General features: G+C 63.3%; 12 protein-coding genes. 8 read left to right on the top strand and 4 right to left on the bottom strand.

Features of this window, described 5'->3' with window-relative positions; all coding sequences use genetic code 11:
• Positions 1 to 197 precede the first annotated feature (197 nt).
• Positions 198 to 959: a hypothetical protein gene (locus NJ1_RS18355; protein ID WP_067695670.1), complete on the top strand. Its 762-nt coding sequence runs from the start codon at positions 198 to 200 to the stop codon at positions 957 to 959.
• A 42-nt stretch (positions 960 to 1001) separates the two neighbouring features.
• Here the strand turns inward: NJ1_RS18355 and NJ1_RS18350 are convergent, their stop codons facing one another.
• The 4 genes from NJ1_RS18350 to NJ1_RS18335 are packed head-to-tail and all read right to left on the bottom strand — an operon-like array spanning position 1002 to position 11129.
• A complete protein-coding gene (locus NJ1_RS18350; protein WP_067695667.1) occupies positions 1002 to 1868 on the bottom strand; it encodes an immunity 49 family protein in 867 nt (288 codons plus the stop codon).
• The gene (locus NJ1_RS40840; protein ID WP_067695665.1) at positions 1846 to 10263 is read right to left on the bottom strand and encodes a WXG100-like domain-containing protein; all 8418 of its coding nucleotides are present in this window, start codon (positions 10261 to 10263) and stop codon (positions 1846 to 1848) included. Before NJ1_RS40840 ends, NJ1_RS18350 begins: the two co-directional genes overlap by 23 nt.
• A gap of 39 nt (positions 10264 to 10302) precedes the next feature.
• A complete protein-coding gene (locus NJ1_RS18340; protein ID WP_157574075.1) occupies positions 10303 to 10806 on the bottom strand; it encodes a YbaB/EbfC family nucleoid-associated protein in 504 nt (167 codons plus the stop codon).
• An 8-nt stretch (positions 10807 to 10814) separates the two neighbouring features.
• The gene (locus tag NJ1_RS18335) at positions 10815 to 11129 is read right to left on the bottom strand and encodes a hypothetical protein (protein ID WP_067695662.1); all 315 of its coding nucleotides are present in this window, start codon (positions 11127 to 11129) and stop codon (positions 10815 to 10817) included.
• A 168-nt stretch (positions 11130 to 11297) separates the two neighbouring features.
• Between NJ1_RS18335 and NJ1_RS39225 the strand changes: the two genes are divergently transcribed.
• The 7 genes from NJ1_RS39225 to NJ1_RS18300 all read left to right on the top strand — a co-directional run bounded on the left by NJ1_RS39225 (position 11298) and on the right by NJ1_RS18300 (position 17046).
• Positions 11298 to 11693, top strand: coding sequence for a hypothetical protein (locus tag NJ1_RS39225; protein WP_157574074.1), 396 nt, complete (start codon positions 11298 to 11300; stop codon positions 11691 to 11693).
• Between the two features lie 49 nt (positions 11694 to 11742).
• Positions 11743 to 13671: a hypothetical protein gene (locus NJ1_RS18325; protein ID WP_157574073.1), complete on the top strand. Its 1929-nt coding sequence runs from the start codon at positions 11743 to 11745 to the stop codon at positions 13669 to 13671.
• A complete protein-coding gene (locus NJ1_RS18320; RefSeq protein ID WP_067695654.1) occupies positions 13668 to 14441 on the top strand; it encodes an ESX secretion-associated protein EspG in 774 nt (257 codons plus the stop codon). The genes NJ1_RS18325 and NJ1_RS18320 overlap by 4 nt, the downstream gene beginning before the upstream one ends.
• Positions 14442 to 14565: 124 nt before the next feature.
• On the top strand, positions 14566 to 14931 hold the full coding sequence (locus NJ1_RS18315; RefSeq protein WP_067695652.1) for a hypothetical protein: 366 nt from the start codon (positions 14566 to 14568) through the stop codon (positions 14929 to 14931).
• Between the two features lie 23 nt (positions 14932 to 14954).
• The gene (locus NJ1_RS18310; RefSeq protein ID WP_067696061.1) at positions 14955 to 15242 is read left to right on the top strand and encodes a YbaB/EbfC family nucleoid-associated protein; all 288 of its coding nucleotides are present in this window, start codon (positions 14955 to 14957) and stop codon (positions 15240 to 15242) included.
• 110 nt (positions 15243 to 15352) lie between these two features.
• Positions 15353 to 15664, top strand: a complete 312-nt coding sequence (locus tag NJ1_RS18305) for a type VII secretion target (protein ID WP_067695649.1) — start codon at positions 15353 to 15355, stop codon at positions 15662 to 15664.
• The gene (locus tag NJ1_RS18300; protein ID WP_067695646.1) at positions 15661 to 17046 is read left to right on the top strand and encodes a hypothetical protein; all 1386 of its coding nucleotides are present in this window, start codon (positions 15661 to 15663) and stop codon (positions 17044 to 17046) included. Before NJ1_RS18305 ends, NJ1_RS18300 begins: the two co-directional genes overlap by 4 nt.
• Positions 17047 to 17073: the final 27 nt, after the last annotated feature.

The raw sequence follows: 17073 nt of genomic DNA, 5'->3' as shown, positions 1-17073 counted from the left end.
ACTGTTCAGCTGATTTCTGCTGTCGACCGGATGAGTTCACGGCCGACTGTCGCCCATTCCCTGGTGCCCATTCTTGTTGGCTAGACTCGGCTCACTGGAAGGCGAGACTCGGAATCTCGCGAGGATGGGTTGTCGGCTACAACCGATGTCGGACACAGTCCTCGGGGCCGTATGAAAAGTCGGAGAGGAGCCGAAACGTGCCTGACTGGGACGGGAGTAGGTTGCTGCGGCGTGAGGCCGTGCTGGAGGAAGGCAATCGACTCAAGGCTCGATATGACGAGGGCGGATACACGGCCGAGGGGAAGTTGGCCATCTCCCGTGTATTCGAACTACAAGACGAGTACCGGCACCTTCTGCCCGAAGTCTTGGTCGCTCGCTGTCCGTTCACCGGTACCGCTATCAGCTGGCCCCTGGACAATGCTGACCTCGACGGCTGGTTCTGGAATCGGGAGAACCCGATCCGCAGACTCGTGAACCCGGTAGCGCGCACCTGGCTTGCCATGGGCGGAGCCATACGACTCACCCCACCCGTGGAACCGACCCCGTTCCCCCGGATGCCGGGCCCCGATGTCCCCTACGTAGTACCGCGAATCTTGGACCTGGCCGACGTCCGTGCAGTCGTGTCGGAGGTTCCCATCGGTCCCCACACCGGTTGGGCCATAACCTATTTCGCTGAAACGCGACCGATCGGCGTTGCGTTGGAGAACCTTTGGGGAAGTAGGGAGTACGACGTCTACGGCCCTGGTGGGCGCTGGAAAGCGTGGAACGAGCATCGCCAATCCATCCGGGACTACGACTTCGACCTGCGACCTTGGCTCGACTCGGGAAAGCTGCTGTGGATCGCGCCCGGCGACGTCGACGCGATCTTGCGTGAGGGTTCGTCGGAATGCCCATTTGTGGATATCGACGGGGAGCGCCGCCTGCAGCTCATTCGCAACGGCGAAATCACGCGATACTGAACGCGTGCATGGGCGCGCGTTCATGGGTGCCGGGCTGGGGTACTACGTGGGAAACTCCCCCAACCAGGTTCGATGCAAGATATGCTCGGGTAGATAATCGGACTCGACATCGATCGGGAAGTCCGCGTCGTATGCAAGGCAAGCCATCGCGAGTGGCCCAGCCGCTATGAAGCCGATACGGCTGGTCTTGCGGTTATCCTCTTCCGAGTCCCAGAAGCGGTCATGCAGTCGTAGTGCCTCTGCCAGCGTATCGTTGAATTCCTCGCGCTGTTCGTCGAAGAACCTGTAGAACAGATTGATCGGCGGAAAAAGGATTTCGAGCATCAGGTCCGCAGGCGCGATCCGAGTATTTCCCGGATTTGTGCCTTCGAATGCCGCCCGCAGTTTGCTCGGAAGATCCGTATCTTCGGACCAATAGGCCTGCAGCGTCGCAATCCAGTCGTAGATGTACTCGTCGTACATCGACCCTGTGGCGCGGAGAAGTTCGATCGGGACCGCCGCGAGCATGTTCAATCGTGCCTGATCTCGGCACATGATTGCGAAGTAGAACGCGGTCACCCAGTTGCCGGCGTCAGCGATCCCGCGAGTGGAGCCGGCAGGAAATTCGAGAGTCTGCTCTCCGAACCGTATTTCGACAGTCCCTTCGGTGCCGAGCGCGACAGCGAAGATCGCGGAGGACGCCTGCATTACCTGGACGTAGGCCTGCCAGGTCTCGAGCTCGCCGGCTGAGGGGTTCCGGTAGGAGCGCAGTCCGGCAAGTCGCAGTGAGTTCTGCAGGAGCCTCTTGAGGTCCCGCGGGTTCTCTTCTACGTAGCTGAGTGTGTTCGCAATCCCTTTGGCGATTCGTCCGAATTCGCCCTCGGCATCGGGAATGTCGACGTGGTGCCTAGCTGCTGCCCTGGTAGCCACCTGGTTGTGCCTCCCTGTCGAGATCGAAATACTTCAGATCGTAACCGCTGTAGACGTCCCCATTCACTGCGGCTTGGACCAGGACATACTCGAGCCGGCCATTGCGCAGCGCGGCCCGCAGCTCGGCCGCAATGTCGTCTTCGCCGTTGTTCTGTTCTTGGCCACGCTCTTCCATCGCATCAAGAATTGCTTCGAAGTAGTCGAGACGTCCCTGCTGGACGCGCTGGCCATTGGGCAGAGTGCAGGCGCCGAGCTCGGCGCTCGGTCCCTTGGCCTCGACGACGACGTAGGTCCCGTCGGGTAGTCGAAAGACCTGGTCGAACTGCCGTTGGCCGAAACCTAGGTCGGGTAGCTCGACCCGGGTCGCTCCCGGGAAGTGTTCCGGAACAGCATGGCGTTCAGCTGCATGCTCTCCCATCTTCTCTCCGAGTTTTGTCACCTTCGCATGTGGTTCCCTGTGAACTTCCTTCTTGGCGTCAAGATCTGCCTCGGTCCTGTCGCGATCAGCCTTGGCGAGGTCATGTTCCCGCTGTGAATCGGGACTGTTCTCGGCCTCGAGTGATTGCTCGGCGCCCTGTAGCCGCGCTTTCGCGGCCTTGAAGTCTTTTTTGGCTTGCTCGAGCGGTGCATGGAGCGGCTGATCGAGGTCGATCGCTCCGCGACGCTCCTTCGCGATGGCGTCGAGATCTTGCTTGACCGCAGCGGGAAGCGTTTTCGTGCTGCCGTCAGGCGCTCCAGTCGGACTGTCCTTGAATTTTTTGGGTAGCGGTGGCGGGGCGTCCTCTGCTGAAATCCACTTGCCTGGTCGCTTGGGATCAGGCCTGAGCTGGGGCAAAGGGTAGCCGTCGATCAGCTTGTCGACGTTCCGGCGATAGCCTCGTTTGTCGTAGTGGTCTTTGAACCACGTAGAGGTTTCGTCGTTCGCCATGTCGACGCGCTCCTGCGCGATCTCTTTCGGAGTTTTTCCTTCGGTGGTGGCCGTACCCGGTTCGGCATCCGCATGTGGTGCAGTGGTTTCGGACGTGGAGTGAAGAGACTTCAGCGATCGGAAGATGTCGGCGGGGTCTGCGCCTTCGGCGGCCGCCTGTCGGATCGTGGCCAGTTGATGAGTGGGGGAACCGAGGTCCACCGGGTTCTCGACTTCTGGGTTCGACCACGCCCGGTATGAATCGTGGTTGAAGTCGGGGTGGTTCGCGAGATCGATCGCGAGGTCGCGTAGCCGATCGATCTCGGCGTCGACTTGCCGGCGAGTCTTCTCGTCGAAATCGGCGCGTTCGTCCGGGGTTGCCTCGGGATTGGTTTCGTCGAAGTGGTCCAGTGACCTCTGGTGAGCGGTGTCGGCGAGGTCTTGCAGGTCAGATTCCAGGTGCCAGGGAGCCATCTCCCGGTCGATGGCAGCGAGGTCCTTGTCTGCCCACGTGGCGACAGGGTCTTCGTTCGGGCTGAACCGAATCAGTGGTTCGTTCTTGGTATTCGGGTCCGGATCGTATTGGTGGTCGTTGACGATGGGTTCGAAATTGCGCTGCCGCTGGAACTCGGTGGCGGGTTCCCAGTACGCGTGCGGGCCGTGCATGATGCCGGCGTCCAAACCGATCAATCGGGCGATATGTTGATCCAATTCTTCTGGAGTAAGACGTGTTCCATCGGCATGCCGGATGTCGAACAGATCGTGATCGCCCGTGACCGGCTTCCAGTCGTCTCCAACCTTGCCCTCGACGATTCCCTCGTCGGTGACCCGAAATTCCTTGGCGGCGATGAGTTCGTCCATATGCTCTTCGTAAGCGCCCCAGTCCTTTCGGCGATCCTCGAGACGCTTCTTCAGAGCATCGATCTGTTGCTGGGACATGCCCGTCGTGTCGGGCATCGACAGACTCTCCGGATTCAGACGCCCGACCAGTCCCTTGGCGTGTTCCGGCGCGCCCAAGAGGATGTCGTTGTCGTTGATCGTCTTGTCCTTGATGTCCATGGGCTTGGGCATCGCACCGTTCTGCAGGTGCCGGACGGCATCGGGGTTCGTCGGGCGGACGTCGATGATCAGGCCGTGCTCATCGGCGTAGTCCTGGATCCTGCGTTGATTCTCCTCGGGAATTCCGTGGACGGACTCGATCTCCTGCGGCGAAATCGGTGTGGGCTCGGACGGATTCGCGGCCTGTGAAGGGGTGTCGCGGTCCGGCGAAACGGTGGCTTGGTCGTGGTCCGTGTTGCCTGGTTGTGTCGAATCCGGCGTCGGCTGCTTTTCGGCGCGTTCGTGCTCGGGCTCTGACTTCGCGCTCGAAGGGTCGGGTTTCGGTTCCTGTGACGCGTGCGGGTCCGGCTCGGGTGTGCCGTAAGTAGTGGGATCCTGGTGAGTAGTGGAGTCGGTGTCAGACAGCAGTGCGCGGTGATGTTCGGCGAGGTAGTCGGCGACTTCCGGATCGTGTTGTGAAAACGCACGCCAGTTGGCCTCACCGGTCGTGGGGTCCATGAGGCCGAGGTCGTCGAGGCGAGCCCGCAGCTCCTCTTGCAGGTGTGGGATCTCGTTTGCCCGAGCGGGGGTGTTGAACGCGTCCACCGCGTCGGCCAGTGCGGTGCGAACCCGCTTGGCACCCTCGGCCATGGTCGGCGCCGAAGGTGTTGTCGGAGTGTGCCCGGGCTGGTTCTGAGTGGGAGTCAGCTGATGGTGTTCCGGGCTCTGCTGTGCAGTGGCTTGCTGTGGTTGGTGTTGTGCCGCGGGCTGAGTGGGGTTCTGTTGGGGTTGGTGCTGTGGCTGGTTCTGTTGGGGCTGGTGCTGTGCCGGGATCTGTTGGGGCTGGTGCTGTGCTGGGATCTGTTGGGGCTGGTGCTGTGCTGGGATCTGTTGGGGCTGGTGCTGTACCGGGATCTGCTGGGGTTGATATTGCGTCCCGGGCTGCGCTGGGTGCTGCTGAGGATGGTGTTGTCCCGCAGGTGTATTCGGCTGCACGCCCAGCGGGTGCAGCGGACGGCCGTTGGAGTTGAGGAACACCGCCTGGGTAGGACCGACACCCTCCGAGCGGAATTTAGGGGGCCAGCCATGGACCTGGCCGGTTTGCGCATCGACGAACAGGATCTTGCCGTTGTGGTTGACGGCGACGAAAGCGTGACCGCCGACTCGCCTGCCATTGGCGTCGACCCAATCGGTGAGGACCATGGCGGCGGAACCGGAGCCCATCTGCAGCAGCCGATTCTTGATGCCTTGAAAGTCGGCGGGAACGCGGCGACCACCGGTGAGGTTGTCCACGGCGGCGGGGCCCAGACCCTGAGTGCCCGAGGGACCGGTCAGTGCCGGGGCCTCGGTGGGGTGCCCGAACCAGGTGCGCAGGAAGGCATCCGAGCACAGCACGCAGTTGATGTTGCGACCCAGTGATGCCAAGCCTGGACCGTTGATGAAACGGACCCATTTCTTGAGCTTGTTTCGGCTGGTATCCGCATTGTGAATGTTCTTGCCCGGCCAGCCATTCGGCTTCGGCGCCTTGCCGGGGGCCTGTTGCGGCGGATGGTGAGTCGTCTGTGGGTCGACCGGAGCCTGGTGTGTGGTGCCCGCCTGATCCGGGTGCGGAGTGGCCTGGTTCGGCGTCGCGGGATGGGCCGTGGGCGTTTCGGTATGGGTCGGCGCATGCGCACTCGACTGGGGTGTTGTCGACTGCTGGGCAGGGTGCAGCTGATCGCCCTGGCGGGTGGTCTGGTTCGACGTGATATCCGGAGCGACTTGCTGCTGAGGCGAAAGCTGTTGTGGGGCAACCTGTTCGACTGGTCGCGCGCGAGGGCCGGGATTCTGGTTGGCATCCGGCTGCTGTGTCGGCTGGTTCTGCGGCGAGTGACCCGGTTGGGTCTCGTGCGGTGACGAGTCCGGTTGCCGCGGCAACGCCGCGCGCTCGGCCGGCAGCTCACGGCTGTGCGGCAATTGTTCGGCCGCGGGTGAACGGTCGGAGGGATGCCTGCCGTCGACGGGATCCGCCGGACTCTGCTGAGTCGGTTCGAGCCCACGATGCGGAGGCAACGCGGAATCACGCACGGGTGACGAAACATCATCGTCGGGATGCCCTGTGCGGTCCGCGTTCTCGGGTGCAGGAACGGACTGCTCAGGATGATGGGTGTAGTGAAAGGTCGGATCCTGGGCATAGGCGAACCGTGGATTGACGATCGGATCACCGATGCGGGTGGAGAGAATCTCCCCGCTGGGGGAGACGATCACCTCGCGCGGCCAGATCCGATAGATCTGATCGCTGCGAACCCCGCCGGGCAGGAGAACCTCAGCCTCGGTATGGCCGTGCGCCCACATTCTGGGGTCGACCGCGCGGGCGTCGTTGATCGTGGCGTCGACATCGATGCCGTGCGGGGTGTAGAGCTCGTGCACATAGCGGGTCTGCACGAAGTTGCCGTCCGGCAGTCTGCGCAAACTGTTCGTCTGCAGCTCGGTGCGCAGGTGACCGAGCTCGCGGACCGTCGCGTGTTCGGGACTCTTCGAGGCCGAGACGAGTCCGGAGCCGGCGGTCTGCCCGGTGTGCGCGGCGATGTTGAAATGTCTCGGGTCGCGTGGCGCGAGATCTGTGTCGAAAATTTCCGGGCCGCGAGAGTCCATGCGGAACAACGCATTATCCGGCCGCAGAAACGCACTCGCCTCCGTGCGATCTCGCCACAGGACGTTGTAATCATCGCCCGGGTAGCTGAGATCGATCAGCTTCGGATCGACCGGTACCGCGGAATGGTCGAGCGCCCCCACCGGAATCTCCCGGGTGAGATGCGATGGCAGGTCCGCGTCAGGGCAACCCGGCTCGAACTGATCAGAGGCGAGGCTTTCGAAACGCTGTCCGTGCGCGCCGATCTTGTCCCGCAGCACGGTGTCGAGGTACGAGCGATCGACGCGGGCAGCCGGACCTACGTGGTCGGGGCCGACCTCGTGTACTCCGGTGTTGTCCAAGGTCAGACGGGCAGCTCGGATGTCGGCCATGACATCCTCGGCCGACCGGTTGTTCGTGTTGGCGTACTCGGACACCAGGTTCTGCTGGTGCGGAGTGAGCGCTGGTGCTTTCGGCTCGTGGGGGAGCGGCTGTGGCTCCGCCTGCTGTGGCGTGGCTAGCGGGTCGTGGTCGGGCTGCGCGGTGCGGGAGTCGACCTCCGGGCTCGACCCGCCTCGGACGAAGTCCAGCATGCGGCGGAAAAGGCTTCGCCGCGGTGCGGGTTCGGACGATTCGTTGTCGAGCCATGCAGGTGTCGGTGGGTCTTGCGAGCCGTATGTCTGGTCGACTGCCGCGGGGTCGATATCGGAGCGATCGACCCTGGCTGTTTCTCGTGGTTGCTCGGTCGCAGTCGGTTGCGGCCCGTGTCCCGGCTGTTGGGCCGCGTCATCGTGCCGCGCGCCGTCCTGCTGCGCCGACGGCCGCTGAGGGGCGCTGTCGGTGCGACCCGGATCGCCATCTCTTCGCCCACCGCCCTCATCGCCAAGGCCCGCATTCAGGCCTGGATCCCGCCCCCTCCCGGCCAGGTCCCGTCCGTCTTGAACCGGCCCAGAATGTGGGCGGCGACCTTCATCGCCAGGGGACTCGAGTCGTCCGCCACTCTGATGCCCGGGTCGTCCGTACTGATCGTCACCTGTTTGTCGAGGTTGTTCGGACTGCTCCCGAACAGGTACGTCAGCGAGGTCGGGGTCTCCGTCGCCTTGCGGTACACGATGTACAGAGCCATCGTTTTCGGCCCACCTCTCGTAGTTTTCGCCGGTGCGCGGCGGGAGGACATCGACCCAATTCGCCTTCGAGTCAGCGTATTCGTGCGCTTCGCGGTAGGTGGCGTCCGGGTGTTGCCTCAGGTAAGCCGATTCCGCGAGCTCGTGTTCCAGAAGCGTGATGTCCGCTTGGAGCGGAACCCCTCGAGAAAGCCGCATCCATGCCTCGGCGATATCCGCGTCGGAATCGTAGCGTCGTGTCTCGTGTCCGACGACGTTGCCGTCGCTGTCGAAAACGTCGAGAAGATGCTCTTCGTCGAAGAGGTGTTCCTTGACACGGCCGAGCTCCTCTCGGCTGAATCCAGTGGTGCCGTCGAGGCGTTCGACGTCCACCAGGTTTCGGTGCATGTCGTCGACATCGGACTCCGAGGCGCGGAACGCCTCGTACGCGTTGTCAGCCCAGGCTCGTTGGCCGTCGATATCCAGCACGTTGCGCGGCCGCATTGCCCCGCCACTCTGCAGCGGGTCGCCGTCGTGGTGATCGGCTGGTCCGTGTTGTGACGGATCCGAGTTATCGGAACGTGTGGTGTGGTCAGCGTGGGGTGGTCGAGTCGCGGGGTCGGGTTGTGAGGAAGTCGGGTCGGCGGTCTTCGGAGTCGAGGCGTTGCGCGGCCCGAACTTCGCGGCGTTGTTCGACCGCGGGCGCGGAGCGGTCCCATCCTGGTTCGGGTTGGTGACCATCGGCATCATCGGCACGACCGTGCCAGGGTCCGGATGCTGTTCTCCCGCGGCATTATTGGAGTCGGACTTGGTGTCGCTCGCCGCTTCGGAACCGGTGCGCGAGGCAGCTACGGGTGTTGTGGGTGAGGCTGATGTCGGCGCCACATTGCTGACCGAGGCCCGGGGTTCGCCGACCGGTCGAGGTGCATGGCCATCGGTACGGATCTCGCGTGGTGCGGCGGCAGCCTTTGCCGGGTCGCTCGGATTGCCTGCACGAGTATCGCCCTGGTTCGTCGTCGACGTATTCGAATGCGGCGATGGCGAATTGGTCGCCGGTGTGTTCGTTGCGGTCGGCGTGCCAGTCGTATTCGGTGCTGTGGTAGCGGAATTCGGCGTTGACGAATGGGCGACCGGTGCTGCGGAAACATTGGAGGCAGTCGTCGCCCCGGGGTTGGTCGCTACCGGCTGCGCGGATTGCTGGTTTGCCGGAATGCCTTGCGCGCCGGTCTGTGTGGTGCCGTTCGTATCGGCGGAGTTGGCGTGCGCTGGACTTGTCGCGTCGCTTGCTCGTCCTGACGTCGTATCGGAACCTGGCGCGGAATCGTGCGATCGCCCATCGCTGACCGGCACACCGTCGTTGCCGACCGCGGCACCTTCATGGCCGACCGCTGCGCCGTCATGTTGGCCGCGAACATCGGAACGAGAATCGACGTCCGAGTTCGGGGAGGACGCGGGATCGCCGGCACGCGCTTCGGGGGAGTTGCCATTCCCTGCTGAGCCGGTGTCCGCGCCCTGCGGAGCTGTTCGGCTGTTTTCCGCTCCCGAGTTCGAGTCCGGGCTACCCGCTCGATCATTTCCGGGAGCAGACTGACCCTCGTCGCCGGGCGCGTGGCCGTCCTGGCCGTTCGTACGCGCGGACTCGGAGGGTGAACCGTTGGGCTGGCTGCTCTGTGCGGGATCCGCTGTGTGGCCGGGGTTCTCGGTGGCGCCGGGCGCGTTCTGGGTTGATCCGGGCGTGCCACGGGTCTCAGGCCCGCCGCCCGCGCTCGGGTTCTGCGGCCCACCCGCGAAGTCGCTCGACCCGCGGTAACCGTGGATCGCGCTCGGACCGACTCCGGACAGTGCGCCGCCGGTCAGGGAACGGGGATCGAATTCCCAGCTGTTGTTGATCAGGCCATTGGACAGCCAGGCCGCGCCGGCGCCCGCGGACCCCGCGGTCAAACCGGTCATCGCGCCGCGCGAAAGTCCTTGCAGGCCGCCCATATTGGTGGGTAGCGCTCGGCCCATTCCGAATCCGGTAGCGCCGCCCGCACCGCCGGCGATCGTGGAGATCGCCGCGTTGTTCCAGAGTGCCTTGGAGTCGTAACCGTCTTTGTGGCCGCTGTTGACCTGAATGGCCTGAACCAGCGCTTCTTGTGAGGTTCCCTGCAGCAGCTCCTCGCCGGCCTCCTGCGCGATTTCGCGGACGAGTTTCGGCAGTAGTTCCTTCAGCACCTCACGAGTGACGAGCCTTCTGAGGTTCGACACGATTCGCCTGATGAACTGCTTCGACAGCATGCGGAACAGGGTGCGACCCGACGCGAGAGCCGCCGCTTCCGCTGCGGGGGCAGCGGGTCCGGTGGCCGCGGCCCACGTCAACTCCGCGATGAGCCAGGCGCCGGCGATGTAGAAGTTGAGCTTGGCGGCTTGCAGCTCGTCGCCGAGGTTGTCGGCGGCCTTGGCCAGCGACCGGTAGTTGGTCGCCAGTTCCGAGAGCGAGCCGTTCTTTTCCGGCCCCTCGCCGTCGCGCAGCGGTGTGAGCCAGGCCAGGATCTCTTCCCCGCCGGTGCCGTCCGGGTACGCGTCACGGACGTTGCCCATCAACGTATCGAGCTCGTCGACGACCTTGTCGACATCCTTGGCTACATCTTCGAAGTCGTAGCCCATCTGCCACATGAGGTCTTCGTTGCCGTGTGGCCAGTCAGAGCCGACAACCCATTCCAGCCACTCCAGCCAGGATGGAAACTCCAGTGCCACATCAAACCTCGGGCTTCGCCGACGGAATGCTGTGTCGCATCAGCGGTCAGCGATCCTCGAACCGTGGCGTGAATCCCATTCTTCGTAGTCGACGGCTTCGGTGTATTCGGGTGCCGGCTCGGCTTCCAACTCGCGCCGTTCCCGCGAACCCGGCGCGGCCATCGAGGCCGCCGGCGGTGCGGTCGTTTCGAGGTCCGGCATTCCCTCGAAGAGCTCGGACAACTTCGGCATCTTCCCGCGTTTGTCACTGAGCGGCCGCATCAACTCCTGGGCCTTGCGGGTGACTTCCGCGATGGCCTTCTGCGCCGCTTCGGTTACGGCCTGGGCGATCTCGTCATAGCCCAGGTCGTCGATGTCGTCGGAGAACCGTGTCGCGATCACCGCGCTGTCGGAGTTCACGGTGACGGTTACTCGCCCATCCGCCGCGATGCCCTGACCTGTCAGCAGGGCCCGCTTGCGCGTCGTCTCGGCGATAGCACGCATCTGCCCGGCAAACTCATCGATGATCGAGGCCGCCTCGGCGTCCCCGTGCTCCCTGACCACGCCGAGTCCTACTTGAACTTGGCGGTGTTGGCCTGTTCGATGGCCTCGAGCCGCTGTGCGGTCGTCTCCATACCTGTGGCGAGGTTCGCGAACGATGCGGCAAGGCTGTCGGTGCCCTTGGCCATATTGCTGTAGCCCTTGGCGAAACCCTGTGAGCCGTCCGCGAACTGGCTGCCGAACGAGTCGTCACCCCAAGCGGACTCGCCCGCCGAGCCGGCACGACGACCGGCATTGGCGATCGACGTCAGAAGATCGGCGATATCTGTTGCGCTTTTCGCGGCAGTCCGAACTCCCTCCGGACCCACCTCGACTTTCTTGGTCATGAGAACCCCTCCCGAGTTCGCCTATCAAACCTCCACATGACACACAGTGGGATCGACTGTGCCACAGCTACACACTGATCTCAACATGGGGTTGCCGCGGGTCTCGGGTGAGACTCGGCTCACCGACCGGAGGTGAATTCACGCCCGCGTTGCTGGCAGGATCGAGTGATGTCGGGGGTGGATCCGCGGCGTGATCGAAAATCGATAAGGGAGTACCACACTGTGAAAAGTCCTGCTCTGGCGGTCTTCGGAAGCGTTCTGGCGGTTCTTGCGCTCAGCGGATGCGGATCCTCCACATCGGGCCAGGCTGTATCGAGCTCGGAGAGCGGCAATGCCGGCACCACGGCGGCAACTCCCGGGGGTGGTTCGGGTGGCGTCTCCCGCATGAGCTGCCGCGAGTTCCTCACGAAGGACACCGACAACGATGCAGGGATCGCGATCGTGGTGCAGTTGGTCGATGAGAACCCGGATATCGGCGGTGGCTATCCCCGTCTGATGTTGCTTCGATCCGCTTGCAAGGAGCCGGGGGCCGCGGACAAGACACTCGTGGCAGTGTCCAAATAGACTGCAGCGATTACGCTGCGACCACATCCACTAGGGAGGGGAACCCCGGATGGCGGACAACACTTTCACTGACCTCAAGACCAATGGCGGCGTCAGTTCCAGCGGAGGAGTGGTCTTCGACCCCGCTGCTGCCACCACGATGGCGCAACAGTGCGCAAACATGGCGAGGGCTATGAAGGCGGCGACCGATGCTGTCGGGCAGGCGCTGAATCTGAAGGCACTGAATCAACGAGACTCGGGATTTCAGTTGGCTTCCAAATTCAACGCTGCCGCGAAGAAGGTCCACGAAACAGTCCTGACGAGCCATTCCACCATCCTTGGCGACATGGGTGAGACGTTCATTTCTGCGGGCTCCCTCTTCTCGGAAGTGGATATTTCTGCGGCCGATAAGTTCTCCGCGCTCTGCTCCACCGAAGGGCGGCCCGGTGGGCAGCCCGGACTGGCGATCCCCGGGCAAAGCGGTCAACCAGGCTTGGCCGTACCAGGAAAAGTCAGCGTTCCATCAGGTGACGGTTGGGACCGGTCAAGCTGGAATCCCCATCCAACGCATCTGCCATGGTTGGATCAGCACATCGCCACCAAGGGCTATGACTGGTCCGGGACCGCTATCCAGGACTACGACGACACAATGCCCGAGGCATCGGATCTGACCTCGGCCCAGAGTCGTCTCAAAGGTGATGGGACACAGCTCGACAACACTCCTGTCGGTGAGGACCGGGGAGCCCAGTACGAGTGGGATGACTTCTACAATCATTGGCGCTACGTCCATGACAGCGGTGTTGTGGATGATCTGCAAAATTTCGCTCAGCACTGGTTCGATGCCAAGACGTTTCTGGCAACGGAATCGACGCGGTTCCGTAACGCCACCAACGGACTTCTCTACGGTTATCAGGGGGATACCGCCAAGACCGAGGGTATCTGGGCCTCGGACGGCGCGAAGAAAGCCAAGACGGCCGTCATCAGCTATCTGGACAGCGTGACGAAGCTGATCAACTGCATGGACTTGATGAGCGCTAATCTCGCGACCGCGCACTCCTGGCTCAAGCGGGTTCAGAACTTCATGCCGGACAAGCCGATATCGAGCTATCCCGGCTTGAGTGAAAAAGATGTCAAAGACGCAATGAAGAATTTGCGGCAGGCGTGGGACAACTGGTACGTCGAGGGTGTCAAGGAATCCAGTGCCGGGATCCCGATGATGCCGGACCCGAACGCGGCGGTCGCTGTGAAGCCGGTGGTCACGCAGCCTGCAGACAATAACCAGCCTCGAGGTAACGGAAATCCGTCGAACGGAAGTCCGAATACTCAGTCACCGAGCCTGAATACGGATCCGACCGATCCAGCGAAGGTGGATCAGCCCAAGGTTGACCCGGCCAAGACGGATCCGTCCCAAACCGATCCGTCCAAGACGACCACCACGGATCAGACGCAGCAGACTCTTCAATCCTTGATCACTCAGGCCAGCACCGTTCTTCAGGCAGGCATCACTGCCGCGGAATCGGCTGTGGAGAAGATCTCCACGGCCGTCGAGTCCGCGCTGAAGGACTCCACGACAACGGCCGAGCAGGCACAGGAGCAGGTGAGCCAGGAGTTGCAGCAACTCGGATTGATCCCGAACAGCGGCAGTCCGACCGGTGGTGGCGCTTCGGGTGGCGGTGGCGGTGGCGCCGGAATCAGCGCGGGGCTGGGCGGTAGCGGTGCCGGCACGCAGACGGCGAAATCGCAGCTGTTCCCTCGCGCCGCCACGACGGCGACGGTGACAGAGGAGGTCGCGGCCACCACGACCTCTCGTGCGGGGTTGGCATCGACATCAGCGTCGACCTCGTCGAGCCCGATGATGGGTTCGCCGATGTCTGGTGCATCTCAGGGGCAAGGTCAGGGCAAAGAGTACAAGCGCGCCCAATATCTCACGGACCGCGCGAATCTGGATGAGGTGCTCGGAGATGTGCCGGTCGCGGTCACACCGGTGGCCGAGAAGTGACAACGAGCTGGCAGTTCACCGAAGCCGAGTTCTATGTCCTGTGGATGGATCGGACAGGAGAGGAACCACCTGACCCCTTCATGTTCACGTCGCCGACTCGTACCGGTGAAGATTTCGATACTGAAATGCGCGAAGCGCGCGAAAGCCTGGATCGCAAGTCGGATGGGAATTTCTCGTTCGCTCTCGACGCCATGATCAATCCGGATCTGTTCCTGATCGGGTATGCCTGGAACGAACAGGACCGCTGGGACCTGGGGTCGCTGGTTCGCGTCCTTGCCACCCGCAAGGGCCCGAAAGGCTATGTGATCAAGCAATTGCCCGGTCCAACCTATTGGCGTGGAGGCGGGTACACCGTGGTCGAATGCGACCCTCTCCGGCTTTCCGGCGAAATCGTTCGTGCGCTACCGGCCACCCAGCGTGGAAGTCGTGGTGATATCGCATTGGCGTCGAGTGAACAGGACCTGGACCATAATTTCGGTCGCTCGGTGATCGCCGCGGCGCCGGACACCGCCATATCGCGAACGACGGAATTCCTCAAGTCCCCGGCCACGACCGTGGGCGAGATCTATGTCGTCCAGGGGCGATCGGAGTTCGGGCCTCGTGGTCTCACACGGCATTTGGTGACGTTTCGTGATGTCGAGGAGGATGGTCGCTACGTTGTAACCGAGAATCCGGCGCAGGCTCTCGCTGTGGACGAGGGCAGGTTCGTCTCGGTGCTCAACAGCTACGTCGCCGCCGTGATTCAGATCATCCGGGACGAGCGGGGTTGATCGGACAACGCGCCGATCGTGAGCGTTTCGTGGCGGGTGCCCAGAATCCGGACGGATCCAATCCGCTGGCGTATCGATGCGCTCATGTGATAGTTCTACGCATAGCAATTGGGAGGGAGTTGTCATGACCGAGGCGGGGGCGTCGAGTCCTGATTCCGGCGAGGGTGGGTGGCCCTCGGTGACGTCAGCGAACCCGAGTGGGTCTATTCGGGTGCGGACCACTGAGCAGGGGCTTCCCCTGGCGGTGAAGGTGGAATCGGCCGAGCTGCATCGGGATCCCACGCAGTTGGCTGGGGAGTTGCTGCGGGTTTGTCAGCGGGCTGCTGCTCGGGCGGGGCTGGCCAAGCGTAAGCAACTGGAAGAGGCGGGGATGAGTGCCGCCGGATTGGCGCGGACGGGGTTGCCGACCGAGGCCGACGTGGCTCGGCAGGAGATTGTCGAGGAGCAGGACTACGATACGGAGCCACAGAGCTGGCTTCGGACTGTGTGAAGGGGGAGCACGTGGTCGGGTCGATGGATGAACTCGAGGAGCGGGTTCGGCGGCAGCTGTATCGGTTTCAGGATCTGGCTGATCAGATGAAGGCCGTGCGGGGGCGCGAGACGTCCGAGGACGGTGCCGTCATGGCGGAGGTCGACGGGAACGGGGCGCTGCAGGATCTGCAGTTCAGCCATGCTGTTTCTCGGATGACGCCGGCGGAATTCGAGCGAGTCGTGGTCACCACGGCGGCCGCGGCTGCGCGGAATGCTTTCGAGCGGCGGGCCGAGATAGTCAACCGGTTCAATGAGGAGATGGCCGGCTGAAGTCCGGTTTGTTAACGCAACCTTGAGCTGGCGTTTGTGCTTTGCTATCTGGCACAACCCATTTCGTGCTTGTACTGTTATTCGAGATCTTGTACTTGGGAGGGAACCCGATGTCTAACCTCGTGAAGGCTGATTTTCAGCAGATTGCGGCTTACGGCACCGAACACGCGGGCATCGCGACTCAGATCGCGGGGGCTGCGGCAGCTGACACCGTCAGTGCGCTCGCTCAGGCCGTTCCGGTGTTCGGCCTGATCGGTCAGGACTTCCTGCTCGCGTTCGCTGTTGCACAGGGGAACTACCTGGCCTCCTCGGCTGAGGTCGCGGCGGTGCACGGGCAGACCGCGGTCAGCGCCATGTCGGCTGTCGGTGTGTATGAAGGCACCGATTTGACCTCGGCCGCAAGCTTCCTCAAGAACCTGTGACCGAAGCAGTCGGCGGTGTGACCGCCTCGCCGAACACGACGGTGCTGGATGTCCTGCAGACGACCCCCGTCGGGTCGATGCTGGACACTCCGGTTGCCGACGTGCTCAGCACGCTCAATCTGCCGCAACTGCCTGATATTTCGTCGATATCGCTGCCTGATCTATCGGGTATTCAGATGCCGACGTTGCCGAGCATCGATCTGACTTCGCTGATTCAGCCTGCGATCAGCATGCTTTCCTCGTTCGGCACCGGTGTGTTGAGTACCGGACTCACCTCGCTGATGTCGGCGGTGTCCAGCGCGTTGTCCTCGGGGGCGAGTGCCAGTCAGGCTGCGACTGCGGCGGTGTCGTCCGGCTGGCAGGGGGATGCGGCCGAAGCGGCGAAGACCAAGAGCAACGCGGTCGAGTCCGTCGTTCCGTCGCTGGTCGCCCAGAGCAACGAGCAGAAGGCGATTCTGCTTGCCGCCCAAGCGATTGTCGCGCAGGGATCCGCTGAGGTCTCGGCGGTCATCGCGAAGTTCATCGCCGAGGTCACCGCGAGTGCGGCGCTGCTGGTGACGCCGGCCGGATTACCGTTCCTGATCGCGTCGGCGACGGACACGATCACCGAAGTCGGTGTCATCGCGGCGAAAACTCGTGGAGAGCTGAGCGTTTCCACCGCTCAGATCTCCGCCGCCGGTATCAAGATCCCCGTTCCGGGCGCACCCAGCGTCAGCGACGCGATCTCGTTGGCCAACCAGGTCTCCCAGGCGGTGCAGCCGTTCACGAGCGTCGGCACCCAGGCCGTGGAGAAGGTCGTCGAAAAGGGCAGCAGCGTAGCGTCTTCGGCCGCCACGTCGATCAGTGACGCCGCGAAGTCGGTGTCGAGCAGCCTGACCGGTGGCGGCTCCGCGAACAGCTCGGACAAGTCCGCCGCGACCGCGAAGACCGTGGAGGAGAAGAAGACCGACGAGAGCGCACTCACTCCGGGCGACTCGGCCGGTGGCGGTGGCGGCCTCGATTCCGCTCTCGGCGGTGGTGGCGCTCTGCTCAGCGGCGCAGGCGGCGGCGGTGGTGGTGCAGGAAGCGGCTCACCGTCGAACCCGCTCACCTCGCGATTGAGCGCGGGTGAGGCCACCAGCGGCTCAGGCACTCCCAGCGGTCGCTCGCTGAGCCAGAACCAGAAATCCAACACGACAGTGCCCAGCATGATGTCGCCGGGCTCCGCCGCTGGTGCGGCGCGCGCGGGCGATGCCGGCGAGTCCGCGGTCGACAAGATCGCGAACCTGGTCACCGGCGCACACGGCGACGAGGTCGTCGGACTTATCGAAGGCGTGTCGATCCCGGTGGTCGGTGCGATCGAAGCTGTCGACGAGCCACCGGACAAAGCGCTCACTCTTTGATGCGCTGACTTACTGAACTGCAGGGGT

Origin of the sequence: Nocardia jejuensis NBRC 103114, from assembly GCF_001613145.1 — a bacterium.
In the GTDB taxonomy this organism is placed as follows: Bacteria; Actinomycetota; Actinomycetes; order Mycobacteriales; family Mycobacteriaceae; genus Nocardia; species Nocardia jejuensis.
This window is presented reverse-complemented; position numbering and strand designations above follow the sequence as displayed.